General features: G+C 59.7%; 16 protein-coding genes. 12 read left to right on the forward strand and 4 right to left on the reverse strand.

Going from position 1 to position 18,170, the window contains the following annotated elements:
- Positions 1-86 precede the first annotated feature (86 nt).
- The 8 genes from NX782_RS03755 to cadR all read left to right on the forward strand — a co-directional run bounded on the left by NX782_RS03755 (position 87) and on the right by cadR (position 11,299).
- The gene (locus tag NX782_RS03755; protein WP_141839240.1) at positions 87-515 is read left to right on the forward strand and encodes a hypothetical protein; all 429 of its coding nucleotides are present in this window, start codon (positions 87-89) and stop codon (positions 513-515) included.
- A gap of 100 nt (positions 516-615) precedes the next feature.
- Positions 616-1,854: a calcium:cation antiporter family protein gene (locus tag NX782_RS03760; RefSeq protein WP_075791032.1), complete on the forward strand. Its 1,239-nt coding sequence runs from the start codon at positions 616-618 to the stop codon at positions 1,852-1,854.
- Positions 1,855-1,877: 23 nt separating this feature from the next.
- Positions 1,878-3,809: a cytochrome c/FTR1 family iron permease gene (locus NX782_RS03765; protein WP_075791031.1), complete on the forward strand. Its 1,932-nt coding sequence runs from the start codon at positions 1,878-1,880 to the stop codon at positions 3,807-3,809.
- A 56-nt stretch (positions 3,810-3,865) separates the two neighbouring features.
- Positions 3,866-5,140 carry a TolC family protein gene (locus tag NX782_RS03770; RefSeq protein ID WP_141839242.1) on the forward strand — a complete coding sequence of 425 codons (1,275 nt, stop codon included), beginning with the start codon at positions 3,866-3,868 and terminating at the stop codon, positions 5,138-5,140.
- 3 nt (positions 5,141-5,143) lie between these two features.
- Positions 5,144-6,367, forward strand: coding sequence for an efflux RND transporter periplasmic adaptor subunit (locus tag NX782_RS03775; protein WP_075796157.1), 1,224 nt, complete (start codon positions 5,144-5,146; stop codon positions 6,365-6,367).
- A gap of 36 nt (positions 6,368-6,403) precedes the next feature.
- Positions 6,404-9,604, forward strand: coding sequence for an efflux RND transporter permease subunit (locus NX782_RS03780; protein WP_258844105.1), 3,201 nt, complete (start codon positions 6,404-6,406; stop codon positions 9,602-9,604).
- A gap of 102 nt (positions 9,605-9,706) precedes the next feature.
- Complete coding sequence (locus NX782_RS03785) at positions 9,707-10,765, forward strand: cation efflux transmembrane domain-containing protein (protein WP_075796717.1); 1,059 nt, start codon at positions 9,707-9,709, stop codon at positions 10,763-10,765.
- Between the two features lie 93 nt (positions 10,766-10,858).
- On the forward strand, positions 10,859-11,299 hold the full coding sequence (cadR, locus tag NX782_RS03790) for a Cd(II)/Pb(II)-responsive transcriptional regulator (protein WP_075796155.1): 441 nt from the start codon (positions 10,859-10,861) through the stop codon (positions 11,297-11,299).
- Positions 11,300-11,360: 61 nt separating this feature from the next.
- Here cadR and NX782_RS03795 read toward each other — a convergent pair whose 3' ends face one another.
- The gene (locus NX782_RS03795; RefSeq protein ID WP_075796154.1) at positions 11,361-11,789 is read right to left on the reverse strand and encodes a YybH family protein; all 429 of its coding nucleotides are present in this window, start codon (positions 11,787-11,789) and stop codon (positions 11,361-11,363) included.
- A gap of 122 nt (positions 11,790-11,911) precedes the next feature.
- A complete protein-coding gene (locus NX782_RS03800) occupies positions 11,912-13,069 on the reverse strand; it encodes an acyltransferase family protein (RefSeq protein WP_075796153.1) in 1,158 nt (385 codons plus the stop codon).
- A 172-nt stretch (positions 13,070-13,241) separates the two neighbouring features.
- On the opposite strand from NX782_RS03800, the gene NX782_RS03805 reads away from it, so the two are divergent.
- The 4 genes from NX782_RS03805 to NX782_RS03820 all read left to right on the forward strand — a co-directional run bounded on the left by NX782_RS03805 (position 13,242) and on the right by NX782_RS03820 (position 16,771).
- Positions 13,242-13,622 (forward strand): hypothetical protein, encoded by a 381-nt coding sequence (locus NX782_RS03805; protein ID WP_075796152.1) that lies wholly within the window; start codon positions 13,242-13,244, stop codon positions 13,620-13,622.
- Between the two features lie 70 nt (positions 13,623-13,692).
- Entirely contained in the window at positions 13,693-14,016 is a 324-nt protein-coding gene (locus NX782_RS03810) for a hypothetical protein (protein ID WP_075796151.1), read from the forward strand.
- Positions 14,013-15,383 carry a TolC family protein gene (locus tag NX782_RS03815; protein WP_258844106.1) on the forward strand — a complete coding sequence of 457 codons (1,371 nt, stop codon included), beginning with the start codon at positions 14,013-14,015 and terminating at the stop codon, positions 15,381-15,383. Before NX782_RS03810 ends, NX782_RS03815 begins: the two co-directional genes overlap by 4 nt.
- Positions 15,380-16,771, forward strand: a complete 1,392-nt coding sequence (locus NX782_RS03820; RefSeq protein WP_075796149.1) for a copper oxidase — start codon at positions 15,380-15,382, stop codon at positions 16,769-16,771. Before NX782_RS03815 ends, NX782_RS03820 begins: the two co-directional genes overlap by 4 nt.
- A gap of 74 nt (positions 16,772-16,845) precedes the next feature.
- On the opposite strand, the gene NX782_RS03825 is transcribed toward NX782_RS03820, so the two are convergent.
- The gene (locus NX782_RS03825; RefSeq protein ID WP_229503781.1) at positions 16,846-17,340 is read right to left on the reverse strand and encodes a DUF305 domain-containing protein; all 495 of its coding nucleotides are present in this window, start codon (positions 17,338-17,340) and stop codon (positions 16,846-16,848) included.
- 90 nt (positions 17,341-17,430) lie between these two features.
- Entirely contained in the window at positions 17,431-18,153 is a 723-nt protein-coding gene (locus NX782_RS03830) for a DUF305 domain-containing protein (protein ID WP_075796147.1), read from the reverse strand.
- Positions 18,154-18,170 lie beyond the last annotated feature (17 nt).

Here is an 18,170-nt window from a genome sequence, read left to right on the forward strand (position 1 = left end):
TCTTCTACGCTCTTTCAAGGCTCGTGCGAGAGATCTCGCTGACCTAGTCGTTTTAATTCCTTGCTAGGTACCGTCAGGTTGTCACCATGCGTGACATCACCTGTACTGCCGTGCGTTTGTACATGACGCACGGTGGAACGCCGATCGATGAAGGAACAATGATGACAAACATAACAATTCACGCCCTTGGACTGGTTACGCTGATTGGTTTGGCGGGGTGTGCTGATCCACGACTGGGGCCAAACAGTAAAACCGGGTGGGTAACCGAGTTTTATACTGTGGAGAAACTGCAGCAAGATCGCCCCAAGTGTCTTGCCGGGCTCAGCGCCGAGCAAATAGCAGAAAACCGATATGCCGAAATTTCGGTGTCTCACTTTCGCTCTTATCGATATGTAAGTGCGTTGGTCCCTGCTTCGATAAAACTCCATGTCCACGACAAGGTCGAGATCTCACCGCCATTCTGCAAGGATGGCACGGTGCCACAAGTAATCCAGATATTGAAGCCCGCTTCGTGAACGGTCGCAGCATCAGTTACTTCGGCAACGCCGACGAGTCTGGTCAGGCACTTACCAAATTGTGTCGTTACCCCGCATGTGGCAAGACAGGAGTTCACAGATGAAACGATTTTTGATGCTTGTTGGCATCGCGTTCGCCGCTATTGTTCCCGCGCTTTTCGTCCGAATGACAGGGTGGAAGCTGTCACCTCTTGCTGCTGCCTCGACTTTCGGTATTGCAGTGGTAGCCGCCGGGTTCATGCTCTCGTGGGGAGCGGAGACGGCTGAGAAGCACATTTCCCAAGGCTTGATTCTCGCGGCAGTTGCTCTGGTCACCGTGTTGCCCGAATACGCTGTCGATATGTACTACGCGTTTCAGGCGGGTAAAGCTCCAGAGTCCAGTTACGTCCATTATGCTGCCGCCAATATGACCGGGGCCAATCGCATGCTCGTCGGTCTTGCCTGGCCTACGATCATGTTGCTGCACTGGTGGCGTAATCGAGAGCGGCACATCGTGCTCGGCTCCGCGAACAGGCTCGAAATTGGTTTCCTGCTGCTCGCAAGCGTGTATGGCTTTGTAATCCTTTTCAAAAACCGGATCGATCTGATCGATTTTGCCGTCTTGTTCGCCGTGTTCGCATGCTATATATGGCAGGTGGGCCGCATTCCAAAAGCAGAGAACAGCGAAGCGGCCGAAGAGGATGAGGAGCCAGGACCCGCCGCTGCGCTGTCGGCACTGCCGCTTTGCGCCCAGTGGGCCTGGATGGCAGGCCTCGGGTTGTTCGCGGCATTCGCCATCCTGATGTCAGCTGAACCCTTCGCCGAAGCTATTGTCGCATCCGGACGGCAAATCGGCATCGACGAGTTTTTGCTCATTCAATGGATCGCGCCGATCGCCAGTGAGGCCCCATCGATTTCAATCGCCATCCTCTTTGTGCTTTCCCGACGTGCTGCCAATGCGCTGACAACCATGATCAGCGACAAAATTAATCAGTGGACCCTCTTGGTTGGGATGCTTCCCCTTGCTATGAGCTTCGGTGCCGGCGATGTCATCGGGTTGCGCCTGGACGGGCGACAGCACGAGGAGTTTTTCTTGACCGCTGCGCAGTCAATTTTTGCGCTTTCACTGCTTTTACGCCTTCGCTTCTCGCTATGGAGCGGGATGGTTCTGATCCTGCTGTTTGCCGCTCAGATTGCGATCGCGTTCGTGTTTCAGCACGACGAAGGAAAGGTTATCGCTTCATTGACCATATTGGCCTGGGTATATCTAGGCTTGTCTGTCCCCTTATTCCTTAAGCAACTTCCTGGTCTCGCTTCAGTGATCAGATCAGTTGTCCGCGGTCCCGCCCCCATCCAATAAGCAGCAATTTTTTCGTAAATTTTATGTACTTGATTCGTAATTTTGTTATTGCCGTCTCCTGGCTGTTCTTATCCGTTTCGATGGCCAATGCCGACGAACAGTCGACACAGACGAAGGCCAAGCAGATCTGGCAACTACTGGACTATCTAGCCGTCGACTATAGAAAGGCGGTTAAGGATGGCACGGTTTCGAGCGCCGCCGAGTATGCCGAGATGCAGGAGTTCGCCACTGCCGCCGAGCGCCAACTAGGTGAATTGGCTCCGCCACCGTCGCAGGATCTGGTTGCCAATGCTCATAAGCTTCGACTCGCTATTGACCAGAAAGCAAGTGCCGAGGTGGTTTCGGCGCAAGCACGCGCCTTAGCCGCTGCTCTCGTCACAATCTATCCAATCCCAATGGCCCCGGTTCGGCTGCCCGACCTGAAGCGTGGCGCAGAACTGTATCAGTCGAACTGTGCGGCATGTCATGGCGTGTCTGGCCGTTCCGACGGGCCGCTGTCAGTGACACTGAGTCCACCGCCGATTGTCCTCGCCGACCATACGAGGGCGCGGGAACGAAGTGTCTTCGCACTACAGCAGATCATCACGCATGGGGTGCAAGGTACGTCCATGCCCAGTTTTGCCCAACTGTCCGATGACGACCGATGGGCACTCGCCTACTTCGCTTCATCACTTTCGTACAGCGACAACGACCGCCAGGCCGGTGCAGCGCTTTGGGCGTCGCGCCCGAATCTACACGCCGCCGTGCCGGATTTAGCCAAGCTAAGCCAACTCTCCGAAGCGAACCTCGTGTCGACCGTTGGCGCTGACGTGGCTCGCCCGCTAGTAGCGTACCTGCGGTCAACCCCGGCGTCGGCAGGCGCCGCTACCGTAGACACCTTGCCATTGGCGAAGGCGAAGCTGCGAGAGAGCGTGGCGGCTATCGACAAAGGCGATATGCAAGGCGCATCGCGGCTGGCACTGTCTGCCTATCTCGATGGATTCGAGCCGGTAGAACCTGCACTTGCGGCAAAGGATGAATCTTTGTTCAACCACATCGAAACGACGATGGGCGCGTTTCGAAGCGCTATCACGTCGGGAAAACCAGCCGAAGCGCGGGTTATCGAGCAGCGCCTTCAGGACCTGTTGACCGAAGCCCAGGCGGCGCTTGGCGGAGCCAGCGATCCACTCTCGACCTTCATCGGTGCACTGACGATCCTGCTGCGGGAGGGCATAGAAGCGTTGCTGGTGGTAGTTGCAATGATCGCTTTCCTGAAGAAGGCTGATCGTCGCGATGTTCTGCCGTACATTCACGCGGGCTGGGTCGCCGCATTGACTGCCGGCGCCGCGACCTGGGGAGTGGCCACCTATCTTGTAGATGTGTCTGGCGCCAGCCGCGAAATGACAGAGGGCTTCTCCGCCGTGTTTGCCGCTATTGTCCTGCTCACGGTGGGAATCTGGATGCACCAGAAGAGTCTTGCCGGCCGCTGGCAGGCGTATGTGCGCGACAAGCTATCTTCGGCACTGACAAAGAGCTCGGCATTAATGCTGTTTACCTTGTCTTTTGTGACCGTCTATCGTGAAGTCTTCGAAACAGTACTGTTCTACGCGGCTCTGTGGAGCGATGGGAACGGTCCGTACATGCTCGCAGGTCTGGGGTGCGGAATCGCGATTTTAAGCGCGATCGCAGTCGTCCTGCTGCGGTCGTCTGCGCGTCTGCCGATAAGCCAGTTCTTCGCATTCAGCTCAGCCCTGGTTGCGGTGCTCGCCACGGTATTGATCGGAAAGGGAGTGGCCGCTCTGCAAAAAGTGGGGATATTCGAGAACACGGCGGTTAGCGCTCCGCACATCGAGATTCTTGGTATTTACCCGTCTTTGCAGACCTTGACAGCCCAACTGCTGCTCGTCGCCGTCGTAATTATTTCCGTTACATACAATCTGCGCTCTAGAAAAAACTTGAACGCAGAAAGTGCTTGACCCTCCAGTAACTGCAGAGTTTATAAATAGCGAATATCCGTACGTAAAGGTTCTGCATGGCGAACTGCTCTCATAACATATCGAAATTCCTCTTCATAGCGATACTATCCAATGTCTTGTCGACGGCACAGCCGCTTCATGCTGAAACAGTATTTGCGACTGGACAGGCATTCACATTGCGGGAAGCTGTTGCACGCGCTCAGGAAAGTGCACCTGGGGTTCAGGGCGCCAAGGCCGCGGTCGATAGTGCCGACGCTGCAGTGCAGGCCGCACGATTGCTTCCAAACCCGACATTATCCGTGGAAGCTGAAAACATTCTTGGCACAGGTCGTTATGCACGGTTCGGCGGAAGCGAAACGACCTACTCTGTCGCGATGCCGCTGGAACTTGGCGGGAAACGTAGTTCCCGCACTCGGGTCGCACAAGCCGAGCAGTCGGCGGCACAAATTGGTGTTGCCGTCGCCAAAGCAGACCTGACGTTAAAAATAACCCAGGCGTTCATTGCCGTCGCGGCAAGCGAACGGCGTCTCAGGATAGCGGATCAACGGCGGGAACTGGCAGTGCAGACTGAACGCGTCGCACACCTTCGCGTTGGTGCCGGCAAGGTCTCCCCTATCGACGAACAGAGAGCGTCCGCCCAGCGTCTCAGAGCGGATGTCGACGCAGGTCGTGCCGCGCGTGCGACAGAAGTGGCGCGAGCAAACCTGGCCCGATTAATCGGGGCAACACAACCATTGGCAATCGTGGCGCCGTGGTTCGACGATACGAGTGCAGAAGCCGGGATCGATGCGCCAGAAAGCTCGCTGTCACGCGCGGCCGCCGAGGCCCAGGTGGCGGCTGCCCGTGCGCGCGTAGATAGCGCGCGTCGCGCCCGCATCCCAGACCTGACCGTCAGCGCAGGTACGCGCCGGATAAAGGAAACAAGCGACACCGCAGCAGTCGTCGCGCTATCGATTCCACTTCCCCTGTTCAACCGGGGCGATGCAGAGGTGGCCCGTGCGAGGGCCGAACTGGACAAGGCGGAAGCAGAACGCAACGCTGCCGCACTAGACCTCGCTGAAGCCCTTGCATCTGCCCGGGCCGACGTCACTGACGCTAGGGCGAGCGCCATATCTGCGAGCGGTCCCGAGCTAGCTGCGGCCCAGGAGGCGGCGCGTATCGCGCGTATCGGCTACGCCGAGGGCAAGTTTTCGCAACTCGATCTGATTGAGGCCGAACGCTCTCTGTCACAGACGCAGGAAGCTGCCATCGACGCCTTGGCCACGTTTCACGACGCCCGCGCTCGTCTGGCGCGACTGCTCGGACACCTCGACCCAATTTATAAGGACTGATTGATGCCCAAGTTTTACCGTCCCCTCATCTACGCGTGCTTGTTATGGCTGGCAGCGTGCTCCAAATCACCGCAGGCTGGCAGGGAACCAGCTGCCGAACAACCGCATGTGGAACACACGGGCGAACAGCGCAAGAATGACAAAACTGAAGAGGCAGAGAAACGGGAGTCGGCTGAGAAAGGTGAAGCCTCCGAGAAGGGTAAAGCCGACACCATTCGCATGACGAATGCACAACTTGTCGCATCGAGCATCGAGGTAGCACCAGTACGTCAGATCGCCACCGACTCGGTCGAAGCGCCAGGGATGATCGATGCGAGTCCTTCACGCTCCGAAGTGGTTGCGGTCGCCGTTGGTGGTCGGATTACCGCCCTGCACCGTAATTTAGGAGAGCCAGTAAATCGTGGTGATGTGCTCGCGGTCGTCGAAAGTGGCGAGGCGGCTCAGCTGAGAGCGGATTTGGAAGCGGCACGGCGAGACCGCGAACTCGCGCGGGGCACCTTGCAGCGCGAAGAGCGGCTGTTCAAAGAAAAAGTGTCAGCCGAACAAGACTATATCGCTGCCAAGGCTGCCGCAGCTGAAGGGCAGACACGTTACCGGCTCGCCGAGCAGCGACTGGCTGCTGCCGGAGGCAGCGGGAGTGGCCCCTTGAACCGTCTTGTGGTGCGCTCCCCCATCAAAGGCTACGTGGTTGCGCGCCAAGCGGTATTGGGCAACGTCGTTGGACCCAACACTGAGCTTTTCCGTATCGCCGACTTGTCCGAAGTGTCGGTCGCGCTGGCTTTGGCCCCCGAGGATGCCAGTCGTGTGCATGTGGGCGCCGCGGTGGACGTCTCCACGCCGACCCGCAATGGCACTGCACATATCGCCTTCGTATCGCGGGTGATCGACGCAAACACGCGTCAGGTGCAGGCCTTGGCGACCCTGCCGAATGCCCAAGGTCTCTGGCGGGTGGGTGAAACAGTTCGCGCTGCCGTCCTGCTGGAGCATCCGAACGGAAAGACTGTCCTGGCTGTCCCTCAGAACGCGCTGCAGACGGTCGAGGACAAGCCTTCCGTCTTCGTTCGTACGAATGACGGCTTTGCAGTCAGGCCTGTCACGCTCGGCCCGTCCAATGGCAATTATGTCACGGTCGTCTCTGGCTTGACGGGTGACGAGCGCGTCGCCGTGACCAACAGCTATGTACTGAAAGCCGAGCTGGGCAAAGGCGAAGGTGGTGATGATGATTAACATGACGCTTCCACGGATGCGAGGACGGGGCCTGAAATGATTGCTCGCATCGTCACCTTCGCGGTAGCCCGTCGTTGGCTGGTACTGTTCACAAGCTTGTTGGCGGCCCTGGCCGGTGCCGTCGCTCTGTCGCGCCTTCCCATCGACGCCGTGCCCGACATTACCAACGTCCAGGTACAAATCAATACGTCGGCTCCCGCCTTGTCACCGGCCGACGTCGAGCGGCAAGTAACTTTTCCTATCGAGACAGCGTTGGCAGGAATTCCGGGGCTGCAATCCACGCGTTCGCTGACCCGGCACGGTTTTGCTCAGGTCACGGCTGTGTTCTCGGAAGACACGGATATTTACTTCGCCCGCCAGCAGGTGGCTGAGCGCCTGCGCTCCGCCGAACGCGATCTGCCTACAGGTGTCGCTCCTGCCATGGGGCCTGTCGCCACCGGTCTGGGCGACGTTTACATGTGGACAGTGGAGTTTTCCGGCCGACACGAATCCGGGGCGAAGACCGGCCTGCAACCGGACGGCAGCTACGTGACGCCAGAAGGCACCCGGCTGCATAACGAGGTCGAGAAAACGACGTATCTGCGTACGATCCAGGACTGGATCGTAGCACCGCAGCTCAAGACAACGAAAGGGCTTGCCGGTATCGATGTCCTGGGGGGATACGTCAAGCAGTACGTGGTCATGCCCGATCCGCAACGACTCGCGGCGGCAGGCTTGACCATGACCGCCCTGGCCGAGGGGCTGGAACGCAACAATACCAGCGCAGGCGCCGGAATCGTTGAACGTAACGGTGAAGCGCTCACGGTGCGGGCCGATGCACGCGTCACCACGGTGGACGATCTCAGCAAGATCGTCGTCGCCACGCGTAACGGCACACCTATCCTCGTTTCGCAAGTCGCACAGGTTACCGTTGGCCATGCAGTGCGCTTTGGTTCTGCGTCGGAGTCCGGCCACGAAGTCGTACTCGGTACCGCCGTCATGCGGATAGGAGAAAATAGCCGGACCGTTGCCGCCGCGGTCGATGCACGATTGAAGGAAATTGCCCGCTCGTTACCAGCTGACGTTATCGTCAAGCCGGTACTCGATCGAACCCGGCTCGTCGACGCAACGATCCACACTGTCGCCAAAAACCTGATAGAAGGTGCGCTGCTGGTCATTGTGGTGCTGTTCGCACTGCTCGGCAATATCCGGGCCGCGCTGATCGCGGCTGCGGTCATTCCCATAACGATGTTGCTGACCTCGGCCGGCATGCTGCGGGCCGGCGTGACCGCAAATCTCATGAGCCTCGGTGCGCTCGACTTCGGGCTGATTGTTGATGGCGCCGTGATCATCGTCGAGAATGCCTTGCGACGTCTCGCTGATCGGCAGCACGACGCCGGCCGCGTACTGACCAAGGCTGAACGCCTTGAAGTGGTAGCGACCGCCGCGCGGGAGATGATCCGGCCTAGTGTCTATGGTCAGGGCATCATCATGCTGGTGTATGTTCCCCTGCTGACGTTCCAAGGGGTCGAAGGAAGGATGTTTATGCCGATGGCCGTAACGGTCATTCTGGCGCTCGCGTTCGCATTCGTCCTGTCGCTGACCTTTGTGCCTGCAATGATCGCCCTCTGGCTGTCGAAACACGTCGAGGAACAGGAGAACCGGTTCGTGGCGGGAACGACAAGGCGCTACGCCACCTGGCTCGACCGTGCCGTGGCACGGCCAAAGCTGACAGGTGGCATCGGTGTTGGCGCCCTGGGTCTGGCACTGCTGCTGTTTACGACGCTGGGCCAGGAATTCCTGCCAACACTCGACGAAAAAGACGTTCTGCTGCAAGCCTGGCGTATTCCGGGAACCTCGGTGGACCAAAGCCAGTCGATGCAGTTCGCGATCGAGAAAGCCGTGGCGAAGCTTCCAGAGGTCAAACTGGTCTTTTCCCGCACCGGCACCGCCGAACTCGCGTCCGACCCCATGCCGCCCAACGGTACCGATACCTTCATCATCCTGAAAGAGCGCTCCGAGTGGCCAGAACCAGGCATGTCGAAAGCCGAGGTGGTCGAGAAGATTGAGCGCGCTGTCGCCGTTCTTCCCGGTCAAACGTATGAGCTGACACAGCCTATCCAGATGCGTTTCAACGAGTTGCTGGCCGGCGTTCGAGGAGACATCGCGGTCAAGGTCTACGGTGACGACTTCACGACGATGACCCAGACGGCCGAACGGATTGCCGCCCAGTTGCGTGAGACCGAGGGAGCGGCCGATGTGCGGGTCGAACAGGTGGCAGGACTTCCCCTTCTCGATGCAAGGCTCGACCGGGACGCCATGGCCCGTGTCGGACTGACGGCCCAGGATGTGTACGGCACACTGGCTGCGGCGCTCGCCGGACAGGAAGCAGGTATCGTGTATGAAGGCGATCGCCGCTTCGAGGTCGTCGTGAAACTTCCCGATGCGGTAAGGCAGGACATCAACGGTCTGCGGCAATTGCCTGTTCCTACCCCGGCGGGCGGCTTCGTCCCCTTGGGGTCGGTGGCTTCGCTGGTTGCAGCCAAGGGACCCAATCAGATCAGCCGCGAGAACGGCAAGCGCCGCGTGGTTGTGCAAGCCAACGTTCGCGGTCGTGACATCGCCGGCGTGGTGCAGGAAGCGCAGGCGCGCATCGCGTCGCAGGTGCGGTTACCGGCCGGTACCTGGCTCGAATGGGGTGGCCAGTTCGAGAACCTGGAGCGCGCACGATCCCGCCTCGCGATCGTCGTGCCGCTTTGTTTCGTCTTGATCCTGTCGCTGTTGTACTCGGCGGTGGGCTCCTGGCGCAAGACCGCGATCATTTTCACTGGAGTACCGTTGGCCCTGGTCGGCGGTGTGGCTGCCCTATGGCTGCGTGGACTTCCGTTCTCTATCACTGCGGCCGTGGGTTTCATTGCCCTGTCGGGTGTGGCAGTGCTCAACGGCTTGGTGATGGTGAGCGCGATCGACGATCTCGCGACACGCATGCCTTGGGAGCGCGCAGTACGCGAAGGCGCGGTGCGGCGCCTGCGTCCGGTCATGATGACTGCCCTGGTAGCGTCCTTGGGATTCGTACCGATGGCCCTGGCGACAGGCGCTGGAGCGGAGGTTCAACGTCCGCTGGCAACAGTGGTCATTGGCGGGTTGATTTCGGCCACCTTGCTGACTCTGTTCGTCCTTCCTGCCCTTTGTGCTCGCTTCGCACGGCCGACGAACACGTCTGCCATGACGGAGAGAGGTAGAACGTCAGTCTCGTAAAAATGAGGACGGCTTCGTGCACGCACTCGGAATCTGCAATCACGTAAGCTCGACATCCAGATAACCTACATGAATCAATAGCAAGCTATGTCCAGCGTTACGATGACCTACTTGGAAAGCACTTTTTCCATTCCCAAGATGGATTGCCCATCCGAAGAAAACTTGATCCGCATGGCACTTGGCAACCGTTCTGGCATTCGATCGTTAATGTTCGATCTATCCAAACAGGAACTTACGGTGGTACATCTGGGTGAAGCGGAAACGATATTGAGTCGGCTGCGCCCGCTGAACCTGGGCGCTGTACTCAAGGCTTCACAACCAGCTTTGACTCCTGAAAGTTCGTCCTCGGAAGGGCCACGATGGGAAAGCGTGTTCACCATTCCCAAGATGGACTGCGCATCCGAAGAGAACCTCATCAGGATGGCGTGCAACGATGACCTCCACGTACTGTCGATGTCGTTCGATTTGCCGAACAGGGAGCTGAAGGTGATGCATACCGGATCGGCCGAGCACGTGCTCGAACTGCTCCTGCCCCTCAGGCTGGGCGCCAGCCTGCGCAGTTCGAGCGCGGCGACCACCGATCCGGATCACTCACGGCATTCAAGCGACGAGGATGGGGCGGAGGCGCGGACTCTGCGCCTGCTCCTGGCGATCAACGGCGTCATGTTTTTTGTCGAGCTGCTCGTCGGGTGGATCGCACAGTCGGCGGGCCTGGTTGCCGACTCGTTAGATATGTTCGCCGACGCTGCAGTCTATGGACTGGCGCTGTATGCAGTCGGCCGTGCGGCGCATCTGAAGACGCGGTCCGCTCATATTGCCGGGTGGTTGCAGATGGCTTTGGCGATCGGAGCGCTCAGCGAGGTCGTCCGGCGCTTCGTGTACGGCAGCGAACCGCAATCGCTCCTGATGGTGGGTATTGGCCTGCTCGCCCTGGCGGCAAACGTGAGCTGTCTTGTACTTATTACCAAAAAGCGCGACAGCGGCGCCCACATGAAGGCAAGCTATATTTTCTCCGCGAACGACGTTGTGGCCAACCTTGGAGTGATCGTGGCCGGTGTACTGGTGAATTGGACCGGTTCGCCTTATCCGGACCTGGTCATCGGTATTATCATCGGCTTGGTGGTCCTCAATGGGGCGCGTAGGATCCTCCAACTGCGCTGAATTCGTAAGCCGTGATTGCTTCCTGTGGCAGGAAGGCGAAAGAACGAACTCGAATCCTTATGGCTACTCGAGGGCCTAACATGAGGTGTAAAAATGAACATGCGAATTGGCGAACTGGCGAAGCTCGCGGCCTGCCAACCCGAGACGATTCGATTCTATGAGCAAAAGGGGCTAATGCCGGCGCCGATCAGGTCGCATGCGAACTACCGCTTGTACGACGCCAGCCATGCTGATCGTTTGCACTTCATCCGCCGTTGTCGCGCGCTAGGAATATCGTTGGATGAAGTGCAGACTCTGCTAGGTTTTCAGGATCGGCCGGACATGACATGCGGCGGAGTGAACGATTTGGTCGACCAGCATATTCTTGAGATCGACCGGCAGATTGCAGACCTTCGTACCCTGCATGCCGAGCTTTCCGAACTGCGTAGGCAATGCGATTCTGCGCGTCCCGCTGCGCGGTGTGAAATCCTCAAACAACTGGGCGAAACCTCTTCGTCAGACGGTCCCAGAAGTGAACACGTCGCTGAGCGTTGAAGCAAGCTCGAGCACCATGAAAGGTAACGCGAAAGCTACCCGTGCCGTTGCAGCAACTCTTCTACTTCACTTTCCGGGACGACCAGTGGAAATGCGTAACGACCCATCCCTCACCTTTCTTTTCCAAGACTGCGGTTTCGGTCCCGATTAGGCGAACCGCCGAACCTTTATACGTGCCTTGCGTCTCGGTTTCCTGGATGACGACGGCCATGTCGCCACCTATCCGCTCGCTTCCTTTCACCACCTTCCGGCTTGTGTTCTTTGCGAAAGCGACATCGGCGGGAAGATGGTGCCCTGCGTATTCGTCCTTGGACTGCTCGACATGGCCACTCTCGAAGATCTGGACTGCGGGACTGAGTAGCGACAGCGCCTTTGCGGTATCACCGCTGGCGACCGCTGCATGGTACTCCCCAACGACCTCGGTCGGACTGGCGGCGAAGACGGGAAGTGATGTCACAGCAAAAAACGCGAGGCAGAACAGTCGGCGCATCGAGGCTCCTTATAGACCGAAATTACAAGCCTGACATTACACCAGAGATGGGTAAGCACCTCAAGATTTTCGGCAGTCCTACCTCGATACTTTGTCGTCATGGCCGGCAACTAGATTCCCAATCACGTCCGAACTGCACGAACACGTGCAAATAGCTGCATCTTCAGCCACTGACGCACACGCGGCGTGTTCGACTCAAAAGGCAGATAGAACAGGTAAGCGCCGACAACGAGTACCAGATACATGCCGCCATACATGAGGTAATGGGACAACCGGTAGGGCGAGAGCTGGCCGAGACCCAACATCGACGCGAGCAGATGCCCCATCAACAGGATCAGTGGCACGTGCAGCACGTACAAGGTGAATGAAAAGTTCGCGAAGAACCGTCCCGTCCGGTCCAGCCAGTCCAGCTTGGGCCCCAAGCGGCGCTTGAACTGCATGCTCGACAGGAACAGTACGAGCAGCAGGCTGAAAACTAGATATTGCGGAAAGCCTTCCGGCGTGATGTCGGTTTTACCCTTCAGCCGGATGACGACGGCGCTGCCGACAAACAGGAACAGCAAGGACCAGCGCCAGAGCGGACCCGCCTCGATCTTCACCCGTGAGAACGCCGCGCCTAACAGCCATATCGAAAAATAAATCAATATGCTGCCGTGCACCAACTGGAAGATGGCGCCGATCGCCAACACTGCCGCCGCCCGCGTCGCGATTGTCCTGCCCCGAAACACCAGCACCAAGAGCGGGAACAGCACGTAGTACCAGGTCTCATTGGCCAGGCTCCATAACGGAAAGTTGCCGCCGAACGGGGGGACGATGAGCGTTTGCAGGCCAATCATGTTCCCGAAAAACGCGCTCATCGAGTACGGCTCGGACGTCGAAAACGACACGCGCGCCGTATCGAGGGCGCCGACGACAGCACCTGCAAGCAACACGATCAGGAAAGTCGGCACAAGCACGACCCACAGCCGCGAGACCCGGTCGATCGTGTAATTCTGAAACGCGCGGTCCGCGTCCAGCTTGTTGAGAAAGCTTCCGCCGACCAGCCAGCCACTGAGCACGAAAAAGACGATCACGGCAAGGTAAGCGAATCCGGCGCCGAACGCTAGGCCCTGAAACAGCAACGGGGGCTTCGTTACTGTGCCGAAGCCGGGATACATCTGGGCACGCAGATGTGCTGCGGCCACCACCAGCGCTGCGAGGCCCCTCAACAGGGAGATCAACATCGAGTGCCAACAGTCTTCCTGCAGATTCGTCTTTTCGAGAATGGTGATTTTCGGCATGACAGCCTCGCTGTGTGAACAAACCCGAATAACGATATAACCCAACCATTGTTGATGTCCTGACTAGTCCCAAGTGCAGTTGACGCCTGCAGGGCCTTGCTGGTCTTATCCGGTCCGAAGCGCCAAAAGCGCTGCCTTGATGCATTCTCTTGATTTGCGGTACCATGTTTGGATGATGCGCACGATCTTTCGCCTTCTGCTGTGGCTTTCGATCACGGTGCTGTCCCTGCAGGGCGGCGCTGCGATGGCGGTCGGGCAGCCTGAACAGGCCGTGCACGAAACAGTGGTCATGACCGGCCACCAACACCATCGGGCCGCCGCGCAAGCGGACGGAGAGCACTGCACCGAGGCTGGCTCGAAGACAGCGGTTTCGTCACACGCCAAGTGCGCCGCTTGTGCAAGTTGCTGCGTTGGCGCCGCCGCGCCTCCGGCACTACTGCCGACCTTCCACGCACCGCCGTTCTCTTCCTCGCTGCACGCTCTTGCGGAAGCCGCGATGACGTCCTTCGTCCCTCCCGCCCTCGAGCGACCACCACGCCTCGATCTCGTTTGATTTTTCCGCGCGCGCTGACGGCGCGCATCCGGGCTGCCTGGTGCGGCCCTCAATCAACACGAAACAAACCATGAAATTTTCAGACCTGCTGCTGTTCGCAGCTGGCGTGCCGCTGCTCGCTTGCGCGCAAGCGCAGCAGACCTTGCCGTCCGCCGCCGACGCGAATGCGCCTGTCGCGCCCCTGCAGTACCAATCCGTCTTCGCCGATGTCGTCGCGTCGAAGGAAGCGCCGCAAGCGCCCGATAAACGCTGGGCTCGCGCTAACCGCGTCGTCCTCGGCGAGGAAGCAGAAGCTTCCGTATCGGGCGAACAGTCCACTGCTGGCGTATCCCAGAAGGTCTCCACGCCAGAACACATGCACGGCAAGCACGAACACGAAGGAGCGCACCAATGAACTCACCTGTACGACCTGGCCTGCGTCGATTGGCCGTAGCGGTCAGCGCCGCGCTGCTCGCAGGCTGCGCGAGCTTTTCCCAAGATGGCGGACTCGATGATGTCGTCCGGATGACGCAGGAACGCATCGCCCAGCCGGCACCGTTGAAGCGGGACCAGGACTCGCGGGCCGAAGTGACCGCCCTGCTCTCCAAACCGCTCACCGCCGACGCTGCGGTGCGCATTGCCCTGCTCAACAACCAGGGCCTGCAGGCGTTCTTCGCCGAGCTCGCGATCGCCGAAGCGGACTTCGTCCAGGCTGGGCGTCTGCCGAACCCGGGCTTCAGCTTTGGTCGGGTACGCGGGGGTGGCGAGACCGAAATCGACCGGGGGCTGTCCTTCGACCTGGCAGCGCTCGTGACCCTGCCGGCCCGCACCCGCATCGAACGTCGGCGCTTCGAACAAGCCAAGCTGCAGGCGGCAATGCAGGCTGTGAACCTGGCGGCCGACACGCGCAAGGCGTATTACTCGGCCGTGGCCGCGGCGCAGGCAGCCGCCTTCGCGGAAAAGGTACGCGGATCGGCCGAGGCGGCAGCCGAGCTTGCCGCGCGCATGCGCGCCACGGGCAACTGGAGCACCCTCGACGCCGCGCGTGAGCGCGCCTTCTACCAGGACGCCTTGACCCAGCAGGCGCAATCCCGCCTGCAAGCCACGACCGCACGCGAGGAACTGGTCCGCCTGCTGGGCCTGTGGGGCCCTTCCCTCGCATTCACCCTGCCGGACCGACTTCCCGATCTTCCCGCCCAGCCAGACCAGCCGGCCAATGCCGAAGCGACCGCACTGTTGCAGCGGCTCGACGTCCTCATCGCGCGTCAGGATGCGCAGGCGACGGCACAGGCGCTCGGCCTGACCAAGACGACCGGCTTCATCAATGTGTTCGATGCGGGTTACGCCAACAAAAGCACGACCGGCGCGCCGCGCGAGAACGGCTACGAGGTATCGCTCGAGTTGCCGCTGTTCGACTGGGGCGGCGCGCGCGTGGCGCGGGCACAGGCAAGGTACATGCAGGCGGTCCACCGTACCGGCGACATCGCCGTGAAAGCGCGCTCCGAAGTGCGCCAGGCCTATGCGAGCTATCGCACCGCCTACGACATCGCCCGCCACTACCGTGACGGGGTCGTCCCCCTGCGCAAGCAGATCGCCGACGAGGTGCTGCTCCGCTACAACGGCATGTTGGCGAGCACCTTCGAATTGCTTGCCGAATCGCGCGAACAGCTTGCGGCCGTCAACGCCTCCATCGCGGCGCAGCGCGATTTCTGGATCGCCGACACCAATCTTCAGACCGCCATGAATGCAGGCGGCAATACTGATTCAAGGACAGCACAATGATTTCCCGTCGAGATTTTTTCAAAGGCGCCGGCGCCGTCGCGGTAAGCACTGCCGCAGTCAGCCGTGTGGGCGCAGCATCGCTGCCCGAAGCGATGGTCATGGACAATGCAAAGACCCATGTGCCGCCGCCACCCGCCACCGGGCGTCCGTTCAACCCGGTCGTGACCCTGAACGGCTGGTCCCTGCCCTGGCGGATGAACAACGGCGTAAAGGAGTTCCACCTGGTTGCCGAACCGGTGGTGCGCGAGTTCGCTCCCGGTATGAAGGTCAACTTGTGGGGCTACAACGGCCAGTCCCCGGGCCCGACCATCGAGGTCGTCGAGGGTGACCGGGTGCGTATTTTCGTGACCAATAAACTCCCCGAGCACACCAGCGTGCACTGGCACGGCCAGCGCCTGCCGAACGGCATGGATGGCGTGACCGGTCTCACCCAGCCGGGTATCGCGCCGGGCAAGACCTTCGTCTACGAGTTCGTGGCGAAGCGCCCGGGTACCTTCATGTACCACCCCCATGCCGACGAGATGACCCAGATGGCGATGGGCATGATGGGATTCTGGGTGACGCACCCGAAGGACATCGGGCGGTTTGCCGTCGACCGCGACTTCGTGTTCCTGCTCAGCGCCTACGACATCGAACCGGGCAGCTATACGCCGAAGGTCAACACGATGCTCGACCATAACCTCTGGACCTTCAACAGCCGGGTTTTCCCGGGTATCGACACGATGCCGGTACGGCAAGGCGACCGTGTGCGCATCCGTGTCGGCAACCTGACGATGACGAACCACCCGATCCATGTTCACGGTCATGAGTTCGAGGTGACCGGCACCGATGGCGGCTGGACCCCGCCCGGCTCGCGCTGGCCGGAGGTGACCACGGACGTCGCCGTCGGCCAGATGCGGGCGATCGAGTTCATCGCCACCGACCCGGGTGACTGGGCCTTCCACTGCCACAAGTCACATCACACAATGAATGCGATGGGCCACAACGTGCCGACGCTGATTGGCGTTGACCACCGAGGCATTGCCGAGAAGATCAACAAGATCGTGCCGGATTACATGGTCATGGGCGACAAGGGCGGCTCGATGGGAGGCATGGAAATGCCGATCCCGGAAAACACTCTGCCGATGATGACTGGCGACGGGCCATTCGGCGGCGTCGAGATGGGCGGCATGTTCACCGTGCTGAAGGTGCGCAAGGACCAGAAGCGTGGCGACTACAGCGACCCGGGCTGGTACAAGCATCCGGCGGGTACGGTCGCCTACGAATGGACTGGTCAGTTGCCTGAGCCTGCACGCAGCAGCGATGCTGGACGCAGCCTGATGCCGGCCACCAGCAAGCCCGACGTCGAGCTGCAGGTGCGCAAACCCTCGGGGCATGCGGAGCATTAAGGCAAAGCACACTAGCAGCATGACGGAATGCCGGCATGAACATTGTGTCGGCACACTGCACGACGCCTGGCCTCTCAGTTCTTTCGCTCCAGATCCCGGATGTATTCCTTCATTTCGCCAATTTCCTTTTTCTGTGCAGCGATGATCCCGTCGGCGAGCTTGCGAACCCGCGGGTCGGTAATGTTGGCGCGTTCGCTGGTCAGGATGGCAATGGAGTGGTGGGGGATCATGGCGCGCATATAGGCCACGTCGCCCACCGTCGCCTGGCTGCGCACCAGCCATAGCGCACCAAGAAATACCACTAGGCTTCCGATAAGGATTCCTACGTTGACTCCTTTGTTCGGATACATCTTCCACATGAAAGCAAGCATCACGATTGCCATCGTGGCACCCATGATGAGTGCCATGAACGCTCTTGTTTCGCTGAAGAATATGTGGTCGTCTGAATAGACATTCAGATACATCAGCCCGAACATGATGATTGTTCCAGCCGCGATCATTTGAGCAAAGGTTGTGTATTTCATTGTTGCCATCGTATTGCTGCGGTGAGGTGCAGGCGAATCTTGCATTGATTTCTCCTTTAAAACGAATCGACGTAAAACAGCGCCGGGTTAACATGACCCGGCGCCCGATGCTGCCGGTTAGCGCGAGCAAGCCTTTCAGAAGTCCTGATCCTTTCTCTTGTCGCCGGTAGCGGGCATGAATCCGCAATCGCGGAATTGCTCGCACAGCATGTGCCGCATCTCGTTGATCTGGTTCTTCTGCGTCACGACGATGTTCTCGCAGTAGCGATGGAGGGAGTCGTGGTCGATGTCGCTCTTGACCTGGCAGTGCAGGCTGGGCGCGAGTGCGCTGAGATGATGGTTACTGAAGGTGCGCAGGAAGGTCTGGTTGAACTGTGCGCCGGCCGGCGTACTCTCGAGAGTCGCGATCATCCTTTGGCCGTCGGCGGTGAGTTGGGGCGTGTGCTGCATTCCGTACCAGTCGCGCAAAAAGCGCTGGGCCCGCATGATTTCTTCTCGCTGCGTGCGGTTAGCCTGGCGAGACATGGAGCGAATTTGATCATCGCTCGCCTTGGCCACGGTGGCGCCGTAGCCAGGTGTCGGCGACGTCCCTTCGCCAGGATTGCTGACAGGCGCATTGCGTTGCGTGTCCGTGCCGGCTGCCAGCTCGGTCATCCGCAATGCCGAGTAATGGTGGTCGATGATAAAGACGAGATAGTTCTTCTCGAACGTCGCAGTCGAGCCGCGACCCGGGCCGTCCGCGGACGCCGTGCCCGTGATCGCCACGAGCGCCAAACCCGCGAGTGCACGCGTGGCCAAGGTGCGGCAACGCGATACCGGCGTTGCAGCGTGCGTGAAATACAGATTAGTGCGTTTCATCTTTCTCTCCTGTATGG

It is taken from the genome of Massilia norwichensis (genome assembly GCF_024753245.1).
In the GTDB taxonomy this organism is placed as follows: Bacteria; Pseudomonadota; Gammaproteobacteria; order Burkholderiales; family Burkholderiaceae_D; genus Telluria; species Telluria norwichensis.

Bases quoted from the DNA above. Each gene is read 5' to 3' on its own strand.
- NX782_RS03755 (WP_141839240.1), top strand. From the start codon at position 87: ATGCGTGACATCACCTGTACTGCCGTGCGTTTGTACATGACGCACGGT.
- NX782_RS03760 (WP_075791032.1), top strand. From the start codon at position 616: ATGAAACGATTTTTGATGCTTGTTGGCATCGCGTTCGCCGCTATTGTT.
- NX782_RS03765 (WP_075791031.1), top strand. From the start codon at position 1,878: ATGTACTTGATTCGTAATTTTGTTATTGCCGTCTCCTGGCTGTTCTTA.
- NX782_RS03770 (WP_141839242.1), top strand. From the start codon at position 3,866: ATGGCGAACTGCTCTCATAACATATCGAAATTCCTCTTCATAGCGATA.
- NX782_RS03775 (WP_075796157.1), top strand. From the start codon at position 5,144: ATGCCCAAGTTTTACCGTCCCCTCATCTACGCGTGCTTGTTATGGCTG.
- NX782_RS03780 (WP_258844105.1), top strand. From the start codon at position 6,404: ATGATTGCTCGCATCGTCACCTTCGCGGTAGCCCGTCGTTGGCTGGTA.
- NX782_RS03785 (WP_075796717.1), top strand. From the start codon at position 9,707: ATGACCTACTTGGAAAGCACTTTTTCCATTCCCAAGATGGATTGCCCA.
- cadR (WP_075796155.1), top strand. From the start codon at position 10,859: ATGAACATGCGAATTGGCGAACTGGCGAAGCTCGCGGCCTGCCAACCC.
- NX782_RS03795 (WP_075796154.1), bottom strand. From the start codon at position 11,789: ATGCGCCGACTGTTCTGCCTCGCGTTTTTTGCTGTGACATCACTTCCC.
- NX782_RS03800 (WP_075796153.1), bottom strand. From the start codon at position 13,069: ATGCCGAAAATCACCATTCTCGAAAAGACGAATCTGCAGGAAGACTGT.
- NX782_RS03805 (WP_075796152.1), top strand. From the start codon at position 13,242: ATGATGCGCACGATCTTTCGCCTTCTGCTGTGGCTTTCGATCACGGTG.
- NX782_RS03810 (WP_075796151.1), top strand. From the start codon at position 13,693: ATGAAATTTTCAGACCTGCTGCTGTTCGCAGCTGGCGTGCCGCTGCTC.
- NX782_RS03815 (WP_258844106.1), top strand. From the start codon at position 14,013: ATGAACTCACCTGTACGACCTGGCCTGCGTCGATTGGCCGTAGCGGTC.
- NX782_RS03820 (WP_075796149.1), top strand. From the start codon at position 15,380: ATGATTTCCCGTCGAGATTTTTTCAAAGGCGCCGGCGCCGTCGCGGTA.
- NX782_RS03825 (WP_229503781.1), bottom strand. From the start codon at position 17,340: ATGCAAGATTCGCCTGCACCTCACCGCAGCAATACGATGGCAACAATG.
- NX782_RS03830 (WP_075796147.1), bottom strand. From the start codon at position 18,153: ATGAAACGCACTAATCTGTATTTCACGCACGCTGCAACGCCGGTATCG.